The organism is uncultured Ruegeria sp. (genome assembly GCF_947489545.1).
GTDB lineage: Bacteria > Pseudomonadota > Alphaproteobacteria > Rhodobacterales > Rhodobacteraceae > Ruegeria.
Window position 1 is genome coordinate 37787 of the sequence record NZ_CANLDZ010000003.1, and the last position, 15148, is coordinate 52934.

Consider the following 15148-nt stretch of genomic DNA (forward strand, 5'->3'; position numbering starts at 1 on the left):
ACTTTTGTTGGTGTGACCGTCGCAAACATGGGCCGCTCAAGTCGGACACCTTAAGCCAAGATCGATCGGAAAGTCTAAGTGTCGAGATTCGGTGAGATCGTTTTGGGGACTGGCAACCGGCAATCTGCGGGTAAATTCGGAAAGCAGGTCTGATATCCGGGGCTCCACATGCGAGAGTACTAATTTTTAATAATTCCAGAATGTTAAAGAGACCTAAATCACGATGCGGAGGCTCAATTACGCTGTCATTCCGCCATAGCTGTGGTTCGTCACACATTGACCAGAGCTTCGCCTTCTATCGAGCGAGAGGAATTTCAGCTACAATGAGGTCAATGTGTTCTTTTAATACCTGCAATTTTCTGGAGAACCATATTGTCAAAAAATCCTGATGTCGAAAATCCCGCTTGGCCACCTGGCCCTTACAACAAATATCCCGAAGGCCAATACAAGCGCTGGCTCACGTTTGAAAAACAGTTTCCGCAAACTGGCCGCCCATCGCGACGTGCGTCGCATATCGGTGTTCCATATTCGGCAGTTATTGAAGGAGCGTCCGAGGTTACGGCGGAACTCCTTGGCGAAGTGGCGGCCAACTATTTGCGCCATCTGCAAAAATTTTTGGAAGATTATAATCACGTCGACAAGGGGTTGGATCTTCCAGAGTCGTGGGAACGCGCGCTGTTCCCGTCACGCCCTTCGTTATTTCTGGAAAACTACATTCAATGGCTGCCTGTTTGGCCAGCGGTTGGAAAAAACTATGGGCAAAAGCCAGAGTTCATTGGGTCATGGAACTTATCTCGCGACACCAAAACGCACGAACTTCCCGCCACGATTATTCTCACTGCCGCCGAAGGACAGCAGAACGAAAACAGGCTCGACGTTTTTTCCTACAATGTGGGTCTTCGTATACCGATGGCGGTTGAGCACTCCACCGACGGTCTGAAAGTAACCATACGTACAATGACGGCAGAACTGCCATTGCCGGGATACACAAGCTTTTCGGAACAGTTCTTTTTGTTGAAAGAGGACAATCGCGAAATCTATTCGAGAGTAGTCCATGGTTTCACCAGCGCCGCAAAGCTGGGGCGGTTCGACGCGGACATTGCATCCTCGTCAGGGACAAGCGAGGAGACTGTTGTTGTTGAAGAAATCTGGCCTCGAATCGTGTCAGAGGAATCCTTGATCCGGCAGGGTCCTTTGTTTTCATTGCGATCAAAGGCTCGGGCAAGCAAACCCAGGGCAGGCACCTCTTTGGGTTTTCAGGTGCAATCAGAAATCTCTGGCGTCGACACAACGGGTCCCGATCTCAAGTTGATCATTAGCGGCACAACAAAACACGAGTTGGTAACGCATGCCGTGCACAATGCCAGTGTTTTTGTACAAACACCGTCGGGTTGGCATGACGCAAGTGATCCGCCGGCGCAGTACGACTGGACACTGCGACGCCCGCCGCGTGATGACGCAATGCTGGAAGAGTATTTCGTTGATCGCCCAGTGCCTGCTAAATTGGAAGGTGATGGGTTTGAAATTCGCCTGTGTCCGAAGCTTGTCCCCGAGGACAGGCCCGCAGCATCAAACGGAGAAACCGTCAAAACGATACCGCCAGCCAAATTGGGTGACATCCCACCTCGCAGCAACGAATTTGCGGCACTCAACGCCTACTGCAACGCCGCTGATTTCTTTCGCATGTTGTCTGCCTTTGGCATTGTTCCAGACAGTTTCGTTATTCATGCACAAAAGGATATCGGGATATTCTATCGAGCAGGCATTACGCCCGGGCCCGGAGGCGGCGGTCGTACGATAAACGCTCAAGTCAAATATGATCCGCCGCAACAGCCTGAAATTGGGGCAGAGAAACCAGCAATCGAGATGAACCTGGCGTTGGCCAACCTGAACCGTTGGGACAGGCCGGTACAGCCTGATGGCCGCCGAAAGTGGGCAGAACCACTTGGGATAGCGTCAAGCGGACGTTGGATGCTCCACGAGTTTTCACATTATCTGCTGGCCGCTCGAATAGGGCAACTGGAATTTGATTTTTGCCACAGCCCGGGCGATGGCATGGCTGCGGTTGCTTTCGATCCTATCTCGCGCCTCGCCGATACACGCGACGGCGTTGCAAATTCGTTTCGCGGCGTGACTTATCCCTTTGTGTTTTCGACACGCCGCCATGATCGAACACCACTGCTGGGGTGGGCATGGTATGGGACCTTAAATCGTTCCGTGCTAGAGACGGAGCCTTCAGTAGGATTTCGGTTTAAGTCTTATTTGACAGAGCAAATCTTGTCATCGACGCTGTTTCGCCTGTATCGCGCCTTGGGCGGCGACACTTATGTAATGGGGAACCCAGGGCAGGGGACGGACCAGAAGGTGCGTGAACGCGCCTCGTTCGTGACGTTGTACCTGCTGGTTCGGGCGATTGATGGATTTGCTCAATCGCCTTCGATGGCGGAATTCCTCCAAACAGGTATGCAAGAATCTGATGTGGGAACGCTGTCGCCATTGCCAATCGTCGACTATCGCTTTGGCGGCACTCAGCCTGTGGAATGGCGCGGCGGGTTGGCAAATAAGGTTGTGCGCTGGGCGTTTGAAGCACAGGGCATGTTTCCGCCCGATCCTGCCAAACCACATAATGGCATAGGCGTGCCACCCGAGGTGGACATCTATGTCGCCGATAGGCGTCCCGAAACGGAAGACACCTCTGTTGGACCGGTTGAATACGGGCCAGGCAGCTATCGTCCGGTTTCATTGGATTGGGGCGTCGATCCGTTGTGGTTGATGACCAATGCTGTGGTTTTTGGCAATCGAGGCAGTGTGACTGCCGAAAATGTCGAGCTGAGGATTTGGATTGGCAAGCTGAGCGGCGATCCGTCGACACCAGGTTGGGATGAGAATCCGAGTAGCTTGAAATGGGAAGATCGGGTGTTTTCGCTGCCACTGGGAGACATCGCTTCCGGAGTATCAACTCAAACGGACGCTGGCGACTTGGACCAAGAAGTGCAAGACGCGATGGCCACAAACAACGCGGTATTGTTGTTCGAAATCAGTTGCGCAGATGATCATGCCAACACCGACCCTGCGAAAGCACTTCCGGTCGCGCTTGAGGTGGAGGCGGGTGACGTCACACCCAACTTGCCAGGGACACCCCGAGCGCTGACCGATCTGGTGGCCACTGACAACAATCTAGGTTTGTGGCGCGGCTAGGGCCCGGGCGCTGGAACGACCTGAACATCGGCATCGGCCCAACCAGCTGGCCACTCGCTTGTTGCGTGCGATAGGATCGTGTGAACCGTTGGACAGATGATGTCATTCGCCATGATGTCCGACCAGATATTAGACGCAAGGTGGCGCGAGGCAGACGAGTCAGTGGGATAGTGCACGCCGATGCGTTCGCGGTTGACCGCAATTCTGTTCGCAATTTGAAGCAACGGAGAGTGAATGTCATTTACCGCTTGCATCATGTAGCTAAGATCTGGCTTGCCAAGCAGATCTCCATTGCCCGGATTGGGGCCGACCTGCACACCGTAGCGGAATGCAATTCCCGGGATCTCAAGCAAAAGCAATGAGATGAAGTATGCCAGGAAAGAGTGTCCGCTGGGGAATGCCGGATGCGCTGGCGGCCCAAACGGAACTGTCAGGCCAGGCATCAATATAGATGGTCGCACACGTTTATAGTAGGCTTTGTAGGACATATAGGCGACGTTTCCGACCGCCAGTCCAAGATCGATCAGTTTGAGGGTATAGGGGTGATCGAAAGAGTTCGCGCCAAGGAAATGTATCAGATAGGCGGGCAGACCATCAGCCTGCACATCGCATTCCACGAGGTAGCTCGCGCGATCATCCTCCATGTAGTATTTAAGCGTTTCAAGTTCGACTTGAATGGTTGCAAAAGCGGCTTCGGACTTTGCTTTTTTCTCTGCATTCGTATCGCCGCTATTCAAGACGTAACGCCAGGCCAGATCAGCGCCTGTTACCCATGTCTCAGCGCCGGGGCCCTCTCCGCCTCCAGCCTGATCATTGAAGAAGTCAGGATGCCATTTTTCCCATTGCCCGGCGAATTCAAGCGCTGCAAGTGTGGCTGGTTCAGACCGGTCCGCCGCGCGAAGCCATTCATTCAGGTGGTCATCAAAGGGTAGCGTCCAGAACCGTAGCGCAGGATCCCAGTCCTCGGTGGTCCAGGCCAGAACGGGTGCCTTGCCCTCGTCCTGATAGGGGCTAATCATGAAATCCAGCGGGAAGGGCGGGACGCCCGCGTTATCGGGCGTGAAGTTCAGCGACCAGGGCAGCAATGCCAGCTCAATTGGCGTGGCGTAGTAGCTTCTTACAAAGCCTATGCCGCCATCTGCTCCGACGGGTATTGCCCCTTCGCCATTCCCCAGTCCCAAGCCAAGCCCATTACCCAAGCCAAGCCCATTACCCAAGCCAAGCCCGAGCCCGTTACCTAAACCAAGCCCGTTGCCCAATCCCAAACCATTGCCGAGACCAAGCCCATTGCCCAGTCCTAGACCATTGCCGAGACCCAGTCCGTTACCAAGTCCAAGCCCAAGCCCCAGACCTTGAGACGAGCCCAAACCCAGGCCCAGCCCTTGGCTGGCCCCAAGGCCGTTTGCAGCACCTGAACGCGAACCACTAGATGTCATGATCAATAACCCCCTCTGTCGGCTTTTCGGCATGTCAGCCGATAAATTGTTAAATTAAACCCCTTCTTAGAAACGATAGCTTGTATTGAGCCGCACCAATTAGCAGCCTTCTCGAACGTGGGCCGGTGGTAATCCGGCTGCTATCAAACCTTGTTCCAATTGCTCCAATGCGGCCGGTGCTTGTATGGGATACCATGCCACAAAATCCCGAACCGAGAAACCAGGATCCTGTTCTATAAGTTTCTGAGCGACCTCTCGCGCTTCGACCAGGTTCCCGTTGTTTCCCAACGAGGCGGCGAGTAAGCGCAATCCAGCCACAAAATTTGGTTTTCTTCTATTGGCCCGCTTGAGCTGCGTAATCGCCTGTTCGTAGTCTCCGGCAACAAACTCAATTAGGCCTGCTGCCGTCTGATAGAAAAAGTTCAGGGGATCGTAGGGTGTCAGCCGCCAGACATTCAACAATCGATCCCGCGCTTCTTCGCAATTTCCCAAATACGCAAGATTTGTAGCGCTGAGACCCCAGGCAACAGGCAAGTTCTCGTTCAACTGCAACGCCTCATCCAGCAATTCCACCGCGTCTTTTGGGGATTGTTCATGGAGGCCAAGTATGTGTGCACGAACCGCAAGATTAAGCGCATCCTCCGGATCAAGGTTGAGCGCCTGGCGGGCGCATTGGATAGCAAGGTTCCGATCGTCGGCAATGTTCTTGGACGCACCTTCTGCCATGATAAAGTTAAGGCACCAGGCTAGATAAGCATGCGCCTGGGCATATCCGGGATCAAGCTGCACTGCCTGCGATAGATAATCTCGGGCACGCAAATAGCTTTCGCCGTTCGCCAGATAGAGCTCTGACAATGCACGAAGTACACAGTCATACGCATCGAGGTTTTCTGTAGCGCGCGTGCCCAGATTAGACGTTTCTGCGTTGAGCACCTTGGGTTCCAACGTCGCGACAATGCTGGACACGATTTGATCCTGGAACGAAAAAATATCTTCGGAAACGCCGTCAAATCGTTCGCGCCAAATAGCGCGGTCGCGGTCAACGTCAACCAGTTCGGTGTTGATGCGCAATACCGCGCCCTGTCGACGAATTGAGCCGTTGAGTAGATACTTCACTCCGAGTGCCGATGCGATTTCTTTGGAGTTTTTGTCACCTTTGGAAAACTGTAGGGTAGAATTGCGAGCGACAACAAACATGGCACGGCTGCGTGACACACCGGTGATTATATCCTCGGTAATGCCTTCGCCAAAATAACGTTGGTTATCATCGCCGGACACTTCAAACGGAAGCACAGCCAGAGTCGGCCTAGTTGACCAATTCGCATGCGGGCGGACCAAGCCGCGCTTGTCGGCCTGTTCCTCCACCGCGTAGACACGAATTGGAAAATCGATGTTCTTCAGTTGAGGCGCGCCGAGCCCACGGAAAGTCAGGCCGGGTTGGGTTCGGATAATATCGCGCACCGATTGCGTAACCACAACCGAACCCGGTGCCGCCAATTGGTGAATTCGTGACGTGACAACAACCCCGTCTGACTGGATTGTTTCACCGTCATCCAATACATCGTCGACATTGATGCTTATACGCAATCGCATACCAGCGTGGGATTTGCGTTTGCCCCGCATTGAGCGTTGAACATCAAGCGCCCAGTTGATTGCGGTGCGCACACTGGGGAATTCAATCAGCGCCGCGTCTCCAGCTTCGTTGATAACGCGGCCGGAGGCGGTTGCCACGGTAGGGTAAATGACTTGTTGGCGAAGCGTCGTCCACGCGTGCACAGTCCCCTCCAAATCTTCGCGAATGCGACGCGAGTAGTTGGCCACATCGGCAAAGGCAATAACGGCAATTCGCAATCTGAGTTCGTTGTCTTTAGACCCTACCATTCAAAAAATAACCTTTTGAGACTTCCGGTTTACCATAACTGCGCGCTCAGACTAGCATAGTGACTGAGTCCCAACCATGTTGGGGTTTTTGCCCGTGCTGGAGGCGTGAACGATAAGGCGGCATTGAAGTTAATAAATAAATATAAAATTAAGGCTGTACCAAAGCAGCCTTGATTGACAGAATCAAGTCGTCTGCCACTTTTCAACAAGAAATCTGAGCTGCGGTTCTGCTCAGAAACAGTCCCAGAGCGCGCCAAACTCCGAGTATTTCTGAACAGATGAGGGTGTTACCGTCGGAAAACAGTGGGCTTCTAGAAGCAACTCATGGCCATTCAAAACGGGCACGAAATCGTATTTTGAAACTCAATTCACCCAACTTCCTGGAATACATTGCTTAGTATCGTCAAGGGCGAAGAGATTCAGTACTTGATCGGAACAAGCCCGGCCTGAAACCAGGTGACAAATGTCACAATGGTAAACACCGGCAACCCCGTTGCCTGTTGAATATCTGCAGCATAGGGGCACATATTTGTGCATTCCAAAACTATCGCGCCAAGGTCTGGATTGTCTGATTTCAGGGCCAGCGCAGCGTCGACATTGTCAGCGCGCGCTTTGTCCACGTCTAGTGCGAATTCGTTGCCTAGGATCGCGCGGGTGAATTCGTATCCGTCTTCGGTTGACCCAATTGGTGTGTTGTCGGGGACCCGAGCGCTTTGGAGATGATCTTTGGTCAGCGCACTGGCTGAAATGGTAAGAATTCCGGCGCGTTTTCCGGCTGGAAGGACGCGGTTCACCATTTCAACCTGCATAAGCGATGACGTGGCAACAGGCACAGGCACTGCCTCGGCCAGCTCGTTCTGGAAGAGAGAAAGGAAGCCGCAATTGGTGGTGATACCGTCCACGCCATCCTTGACCAGATCCTGAGCCGCTTCGATGAAAGCGTCCAGCATGCCTTCAGCCCGGTGACGGACCACCAAATCGGGCGAGGCATCTCGAACGATACGATACAGCACCGGAAACGGCCATGTCAGCGCATTGCCCATGTCCCCGGGAATGCGTGGAAACTGGGCGTCGAGCATAAGAATGCCAACAGACGCTCCATAGATCGATTTGCCACCTTTTGCGATCATATCCTATGCTTCCTCGATGATACGGCCCGAGATGTCGTCGGACCCTTCCATGTAGATGCTAGAGATACCGTACCGCACGGCCTCTTGTACTTGATCCATTCGCTTGGTGATATGCGCACCCAAGACGCGTGCGGCTTCTTCAGCATCGCGGTCCAGAAGGGCCTGCATCACCCGCTTGTGTTCGTCCTTCGAACGCTGGACCCTATCAAGGCTCATCGAGATCCAGCGGATATAGCGGATGCGTTCGTTGATCCGCGTCAGGGTCTGCAATAGCTCGGCATTGCCAGACAAACGGGCGATCCCAAGGTGAAATGCTTCGTCCCGGCTGACGGCCTCTTGAACCGTCAGGCCAGTGATGTCGATACCGGTCGCATAAAGCTCATCTTTCAGGTCCGTCAGTTGATCATCGGTGGCTTTCATGCAGGCTGCGCGAACAGCGGCCGTTTCGATGATTTCGCGCAGTTCGAATAGATCGAAAACGGTTTGGGCATTCAACGGGCGGCAGAAAAAACCCTGTCCGGGGCGAAAGTCGAACAGTCGCTCCGCAACCAATCGGTTCAGCGCTTCACGCAGCGGCGTTCTGCTAACGCCTAGTTCTTTTGATAAGGCAACTTCGTTTAGGCGATCACCTGGTCGCAGACGAAATGAAACCGCCATCGCCTTTACCTGATCATAGATATCATCAACTCGTGGACCTGCCATAGAACCCGCCTGTTTCAGTCAAAGTACAGGTGCCACAGCTCAAGCTTGAAATCAATATACAAAACTGTATACAGATCTGCGTGCAATTATTGTAAAGGGAATCGCAGGCTATGACGGGGACCAACTATCTGACTGGTGCTGAGGCTTTGGTGCGCATGCTGGAAGCACACGGCGTGGAACATATGTTTGGTCTTTGCGGTGATACGACATTGCCGTTCTATGATGCGCTGGCACAGATGGATCATGGAATTCAACACATTCTGACCCGGGATGAACGCCATGCTGCCTATATGGCAGATGGATATGCCCGCGTTACCGGCAAGCCAGGCATTTGCGAAGGGCCGTCAGGAGGTGGGGCGACTTACATCCTTCCGGGGGTTATCGAAGCCAATGAAAGCTCGGTGCCAATTCTTGCGATTACCTCTGATGTGGCGACGACCAGCCGCGGGAAATACCCTTTGACCGAACTTGACCAGGCCGCGCTATTCAAGCCGCTGGCAAAGTGGAATGCGTCATTGGACGATGCCGCGCGTCTGCCTGCGATGGTGCGGGCTGCATTTCGGGCGATGACAACCGGAACACCCGGCGCGACACATTTGGCTTTGCCGTTTGACACACAGAAAGCCCCAGTGGACGAGGCCGAGATCTGGGCAGATGCGCGCCATCGCAGCTACCCGGCCGAGCGTGCAGGGCCTGACCCAGACGCTGTTGAGGCGGCAGCTGATGTCCTGGTGCGGGCCAAATCTGCGGTCGCGATATGCGGTGGCGGGCCGGTTCTGTCCGGTGCGGAGGACGCACTGCGCCGTGTTGCGAGCGTGTTAGACATGCCTGTTGCCACGACGGTGTCGGGGCAGGGGTCAATTGCCGAAACCGATCCACTGGCCTTGGGCGTCGTTGGGTCAAACGGTGGCGTAACTGCCACCCGCGAAGTTGTTGATCACGCCGATGTCGTGTTGTTCATCGGCTGCCGCGCTGGATCTGTCACCACCGAGCGTTGGAGAAGCCCGGGGCGGGACGCCACAATCATTCATATCGACAGCGATCCGATGGTGATCGGGGCGAATTATCAGACCGAGGTTGCGATCTGCGCCGACGCACGACTGGCGTTGGAGGCTTTGGCGCGCGCTTTGGAAGCGCGCAAGGATCTGTCCGGTTTGGGCGGAGCAGCCAAAGCCTCTGCGGCGTGGAAGGCCAAGATGGCGGCTTTTGCCCCACTCGCAGCCAGTCGGGATACACCTATCCGGCCCGAACGCGTAATGGCGGATCTAATGGGAGTATTGGATGATGATGCGATTGTCGTCGCTGATCCCGGAACACCGTGCCCTTACTTCAGTGCGCATTATCGCTGGCACAAGCCGGGGAGGCATTTCATCACCAATCGCGCGCATGGCGCGCTGGGCTATTCGCTGGGGGCTGCGATGGGCGCGCATGTCGGACGGCCTTTGGTCAAAACGTTGGCGGTGATGGGGGATGGATCCTTTGGCTTCGCCTGCGGTGAGTTTGAAACGATGGTGCGGCACAACATGCCAATCACCTCGATCGTCTTCTCAAACTCGGTGTTTGGCTGGATCAAGGCCGGTCAGAATGCCGGCTTTGGTCAGCGCTATTACAACGTTGATTTCAATCGAACCGATCATGCGGCAGTTGCATCGGCCTTTGGTGTCAAATCCTGGACGGTGAAAGACCCCGAAGACTTACGCGGTGTTCTGAAGCAGGCGCTGGAACATGACGGGCCGACACTGGTCGACATCCATTCTCAACCGCTTCACGAAGCGGCGGCGCCGGTTTCGGAATGGGTAGCATAAGACTCGATTGACGGGACCAACTGTGCCAGAAATTCCTGAGCGATGGCGGACAACGGGCGTCCTTTTGCCGTGATTATCGCCAGATCCAGCATCACGGCCGGTCGGAACGGTCGGGTTTGATACCCGCTTTCGCCGTCGAACGCGACGGTAAATGGATCAATCATCGCGACACCCATGCCTTGCTTGACAAAGCTCAGGAGGTTTTCGGACAGATGCGTGTGTATCTGTGTCCGCCACGTGCGCCCTGCCGTCGTAAAGATGTCGCGTGTTTTGAGGTGGGTCTGATGTTCGGGACCCATGACGATAAAGGGCTCGTCCTCAAGTATTTCAGGGGTCAGGATATCATAGGCGGCCAAGGGACTGTCTTCCGGAAAGGTCGCAAGGGTTTCGAATTGAAAAACCTGATAGTTCAGGGTGTCGTGAAGAACAGGCATTTCGATTATGCCGATCTCGAACAGACCAGAGGTCACCCATTCCTGAATTTTCGAGGAATACTGAGATTGGAAACTGACGGACAGGTTCGGCCGTGATTTGGCAAAGCGCGCAATCTCTCGCGGCATGAAACCGAAGGACAGAAGATGTGGTGAGGCGACCTGCAACTGTCCGGGGTGTTTGTTCTGCAAGTCTGACACGGCTTGTGCAACATGATCGAGACCCCGAACGACCGTATCTACTTCCCGGTACAATAGTTCTGCCTCGGGGGTCGGCAATAGACGCCCCTTGTTCCGCTCAAACAAGGGCAGGCGGGCTTCGCGTTCCAGCTGTGCAAGCAGGTTGCTGATGCCCGGCTGCGAGATGCCCAGCACAGACGCCGCACCAGTCACGGTTCCGGTTTCCATGATCGCGTGAAAGGCCTGCAGCTGCCGAAACCTTAGAGACACTGTTTATCCCATCACTTTTTCTGATGAAGTATCAAAAATATAGTATTTGAAATGATATGGACGTCAAGGCAGGCTGATTTCTATCGCTGGGAGGAAGAATGGGCGATCTGACACAAACAATAATCGGATACGACCTGTGGCATCTGGAACTTCCAGTAACGTCCCGCCGAGATCACGGTATCGGGTCTGTCGAAGGTGTTTGTGAGGTCGTGATCCTGCGCCTGAGGTCGGAAGATGGCAGTGAAGGATATGGCGAGGCCTCGCCCTGGTCAGTGTTCACAGGCACGCCAGAAGCGACCTATGCCGCACTCGACCGGTATCTGCGGCCTCTTGTCGTCGGTGCGAAAGTCGGGGATCGGGCGGCGATCATGGCGCGTGCCGCCTATGCGGTGGCCCATTGCACCGAGGCCAAAGCCGCTTTGGAAACTGCATTGCTGGATTTAGCTGGTAGGATCAGCGCGGTGCCAGTCTGGTCGCTTCTGGGTGGCAAGTACCGTGGAACCATCCCGCTAAGCTGTTCGATCGCCAATCCTGATTTTACTCAGGACATCGAACTGTTGGCACGGTTGCGGGACGATGGCGTCCGGATCGTCAAGCTAAAGACTGGGTTCAAAGATCATGCCTTTGACATCATGCGCCTGGAAAGCCTGGCCCGAAATTATCCTGATTTTTCTGTCCGCGTGGACTATAACCAAGGGCTTGCCATTGAAGACGCACCAGCACAAGTGCGGGACGTTGCGCAGTTCCATCCCGATTTCATCGAGCAACCTGTACGGGCTCATCACTATGACCTGATGGCAAATCTACGTCAGACGATCGACGTGCCCCTGTTGGCCGACGAAAGCGTCTTTGGTCCGGAAGACATGGAACGCGCGTCCCGAGACGGTATTTGTGACGGTGTCTCTGTCAAGATAATGAAATCCGCAGGCCTGACACGTGGTCAAACAGTTGCCCGCATCGCCGCGGCGCATGGTCTTAGCGCCTATGGTGGCGATATGTTCGAGGCTGGATTGGCGCATTTGGCCGGCACTCACATGATCGCCGCAACGCCTGAAATCACACTGGGCTGTGAGTTCTATCAGGCTTCGTACTTTCTGAGAGAGGATATTCTGGAGGAACCATTCGATGTAAGAAATGGTCATGTCGTTGTCCCTGATGGGCCAGGGTTGGGGGGCAAGCCAGACGTCACAAAGCTTGACCACTATGCCGTGGCCAAGGCGGTGGCGGCATGAGTGAATCCAAAACAATCGCTATCATCGGCGCAGGAATTGTCGGTGTTTCTGCTGCCGTTTGGCTGCAGCGGGATGGCCATGATGTAGTCCTGATCGACAAGGAAGGCCCGGGCGAGGGTACCTCGCACGGGAATGGCGGGGTGTTGGCGTCGTGTTCGATCGTGCCGGTGACTGTTCCGGGTCTTTTGAAGAAAGCCCCGAAAATGCTCCTCAGCCCGTCGCAGCCATTGTTTCTGAAATGGGGGTATTTGCCGAAGCTGGTCCCTTGGTTAATGCGCTACCTGCGCCATGCCAACGCTTCAGACGTTGACCGCATCGCATCCGCCTTGACGCCCATCATCGGAGACAGCCTGAACGACCACAAAGCGCTGGCCGAAGGCACGATCGCCGAAAGGTGGATCGTTCCGTCGGATTATCTGTTCTTGTATGAAAACCGGGCCCATTTCGAAGGCGATGCCTTTGGATGGGAAATCCGGCGCAAGCATGGCTTCCACTGGGAAGAGCTGGAGGGCAAGGCCTTTCAAGCCTACGATCCTGTCTTTAGCGAAGATATCGGTTTCGCCGCAAAGCTGGCGGATCACGGACACATCACCGATCCGGGGCGCTACGTTAAAGATCTCGCCGCGCATGTGGAAGCAAACGGTGGCAAGATCATGCGGGCCAATGTCGAAGACGTCGTTCGTGAAAACGGACAAGTCACTGGCGTGCGAGCCGGTGGGGAAACGATCGCGTGTGACACGGCCATCGTCACGGCGGGGGTCTGGTCTGGCCCACTGGCCAAGCGACTAGGAGTTTCAGTTCCTCTGGAAAGCGAACGCGGTTATCATATTGAATTGGTAGAGCCTTCTGCCATGCCGCGTAGCCCGGTTATGGTGGCCGCGGGCAAGTTTGTGGCGACGCCAATGGACGGACGCATTCGGCTGGCAGGAATCGTTGAATTCGGCGGTCTAGATGCGGCGCCATCACGCGCTCCGTTTGACCTGATGCGAAAAAATGCCCGGGCCGCGTTTCCCGGCGTGACATGGAAGGAGGAAGTGGAATGGATGGGGCACAGACCCGCTCCGGCTGACTCGATCCCGATCATTGGCGACGTACCTGGTATCAAAGGGGCCTATATGGGCTTTGGACATCATCATGTTGGTCTGACGGGCGGGCCAAAGACTGGACGCCTGTTGGCGCAAATGATTGCGTGCAGAACCCCGAACACGGATATGAGCGTCTATGCGCCTTCGCGTTTCACAACATAAGACAGACCGGTGAAAAACATCGACACTTTAGTACTCAATAGGGAGAAAACGATGAAACATCTAACCAACCTACTGGCAGCGACTGCTTTGACCGCCGCCACCGTGGCACCAGCACTGGCCGAGAAATGGGACATGCCGATGGCTTATTCGGCATCGAATTTCCATTCGGCGACAGGTGCGGAATTCGCCAAATGCGTCACTACCGGGACAGGCGGTGAGATCGAAATCGTCACCCACCCCTCGGGATCGCTGTTCAAAGGTGGTGACATCAAGCGCGCAATCCAAACCGGGCAGGCGCCAATCGGCGAACGTCTTCTTTCCGGCCACCAAAATGAAAATGCGCTGTTTGGGTTCGATTCTATTCCGTTCCTCGCCACTTCGTTTGACGACAGCGCGAAACTCTGGGACGCTGCCAAGCCGTCTATCGAAAAGCTTTTGGCCGAGCAGAACCTGACACTGCTTTACGCCGTGCCGTGGCCACCACAGGGCCTGTATTTCAAGAACGAGGTAAACTCGGTCGCGGATATGGCAGGCATCAAATTCCGCTCGTACAACAACGCCACATCCCGACTGGCCGAACTGACGGGAATGCTGCCGGTTACCATCGAAGCTGCCGAAATCAGTCAGGCTTTTGCGACTGGCGTTGCCGAGTCCATGGTGTCATCCGGATCGACCGGTTATGACCGTAAGGTTTGGGAAAGCCTGAGTTATTTTTATGAAGTAGACGCGTGGTTGCCGCGAAACTACGTCATGGTTAACTCGGAAGTTTGGGCCGGCGTGTCTGACGCCAATAAAAACGTCATTCAGGCTTGTGCGTCGCTGGCTGAATACGCCGGTAACTGGCGTGCCAAAGAATACACCGGGTTTACTCTGCAAGGTCTGCGCGATGGCGGAATGACTGTTGGTCCGGCTTCTGACCAGATGGTGGGTGAGCTGAAAGAGATCGGCGTGACGATGACAAACGAATGGCTTGAAGCGGCAGGGGACGAGGGCAAAGCCATCGTCGATGCATTCAACTCGTCGCAGTAAGCATCATAAGGCGGGCGGGGGCCAACCCTCTGCCCGCTGTCACTCAAAACGAACCACAGCGGGGACGGTATGGCGGTATTGCGAGGGCTTCGGTCCGTACTGGATTTCATCTATTTGGCGGCGGGTGTGCTGGCAGCGCTTAGCCTGATTGCCATATTGTTGCTCATCGTCGTTCAGATGCTTGCCCGCTGGACCGGAGAAGTATTTCCAGGCGCTCCGGATTATGCCGGATATGCGATGGCGGCGGCGTCGTTCCTTGCCTTCGCCAATGCGTTGAATCGCGGCAGCCATATTCGGGTGTCAATCCTGTTGAACTCTGTCCCGGACGGGGTGCGCCGTATACTTGAAATCTGGTGCTTTACCATCGGCGCAGCAGTGATGTGGTACTTTTGCTGGTACGCCTATCGCTTTGTCTACTGGAGCTGGAAGTTCAACGATATCAGTCAGGGTCAGGACAAAACTGCACTGTGGATACCGCAGTCAACCATGCTGATTGGGGCGATCATCCTGGCCATCGCCCTGACAGATCATCTGATCCATGTGCTGTTCCGGGGCGATCACCGCATCGTCCGTGATCTGGCCGATCAAAGCCACGGAGAATAGGGAT

Annotated in this window: 11 protein-coding genes; 6 read left to right on the top strand and 5 right to left on the bottom strand. The window is 54.8% G+C overall.

Annotated features, from left to right (window positions below; genetic code table 11):
* Positions 1–372 precede the first annotated feature (372 nt).
* Positions 373–3198, top strand: coding sequence for a hypothetical protein (locus Q1B13_RS05140; protein WP_299078020.1), 2826 nt, complete (start codon positions 373–375; stop codon positions 3196–3198).
* On the opposite strand, the gene Q1B13_RS05145 is transcribed toward Q1B13_RS05140, so the two are convergent.
* The 4 genes from Q1B13_RS05145 to Q1B13_RS05160 form a co-directional block, all read right to left on the bottom strand.
* A complete protein-coding gene (locus Q1B13_RS05145; RefSeq protein WP_299078022.1) occupies positions 3195–4634 on the bottom strand; it encodes a phosphatidic acid phosphatase in 1440 nt (479 codons plus the stop codon). The genes Q1B13_RS05140 and Q1B13_RS05145 overlap by 4 nt on opposite strands.
* Before the next feature lie 99 nt (positions 4635–4733).
* Positions 4734–6515 (bottom strand): adenylate cyclase, encoded by a 1782-nt coding sequence (locus Q1B13_RS05150; protein ID WP_299078025.1) that lies wholly within the window; start codon positions 6513–6515, stop codon positions 4734–4736.
* 419 nt (positions 6516–6934) lie between these two features.
* On the bottom strand, positions 6935–7645 hold the full coding sequence (locus Q1B13_RS05155) for an aspartate/glutamate racemase family protein (protein ID WP_299078028.1): 711 nt from the start codon (positions 7643–7645) through the stop codon (positions 6935–6937).
* A gap of 3 nt (positions 7646–7648) precedes the next feature.
* A complete protein-coding gene (locus Q1B13_RS05160) occupies positions 7649–8347 on the bottom strand; it encodes a GntR family transcriptional regulator (protein WP_299078031.1) in 699 nt (232 codons plus the stop codon).
* 110 nt (positions 8348–8457) lie between these two features.
* Here Q1B13_RS05160 and Q1B13_RS05165 point away from each other — a divergent pair, with 110 nt between their 5' ends.
* Positions 8458–10152 (top strand): thiamine pyrophosphate-binding protein, encoded by a 1695-nt coding sequence (locus Q1B13_RS05165; protein ID WP_299078034.1) that lies wholly within the window; start codon positions 8458–8460, stop codon positions 10150–10152.
* Here the strand turns inward: Q1B13_RS05165 and Q1B13_RS05170 are convergent.
* Complete coding sequence (locus tag Q1B13_RS05170; RefSeq protein WP_298932828.1) at positions 10113–11033, bottom strand: LysR family transcriptional regulator; 921 nt, start codon at positions 11031–11033, stop codon at positions 10113–10115. The genes Q1B13_RS05165 and Q1B13_RS05170 overlap by 40 nt on opposite strands.
* Before the next feature lie 98 nt (positions 11034–11131).
* Here Q1B13_RS05170 and Q1B13_RS05175 point away from each other — a divergent pair, with 98 nt between their 5' ends.
* From Q1B13_RS05175 to Q1B13_RS05190, 4 genes are all read left to right on the top strand, one after another.
* Entirely contained in the window at positions 11132–12265 is a 1134-nt protein-coding gene (locus Q1B13_RS05175; RefSeq protein WP_299078037.1) for an enolase C-terminal domain-like protein, read from the top strand.
* A complete protein-coding gene (locus tag Q1B13_RS05180; protein WP_299078040.1) occupies positions 12262–13512 on the top strand; it encodes an FAD-binding oxidoreductase in 1251 nt (416 codons plus the stop codon). The genes Q1B13_RS05175 and Q1B13_RS05180 overlap by 4 nt, the downstream gene beginning before the upstream one ends.
* Positions 13513–13563: 51 nt before the next feature.
* Positions 13564–14541 (top strand): TRAP transporter substrate-binding protein, encoded by a 978-nt coding sequence (locus Q1B13_RS05185; RefSeq protein ID WP_299078043.1) that lies wholly within the window; start codon positions 13564–13566, stop codon positions 14539–14541.
* Positions 14542–14610: 69 nt separating this feature from the next.
* Positions 14611–15144 (top strand): TRAP transporter small permease, encoded by a 534-nt coding sequence (locus Q1B13_RS05190; RefSeq protein WP_298932820.1) that lies wholly within the window; start codon positions 14611–14613, stop codon positions 15142–15144.
* The last annotated feature ends 4 nt before the right edge of the window (positions 15145–15148 follow it).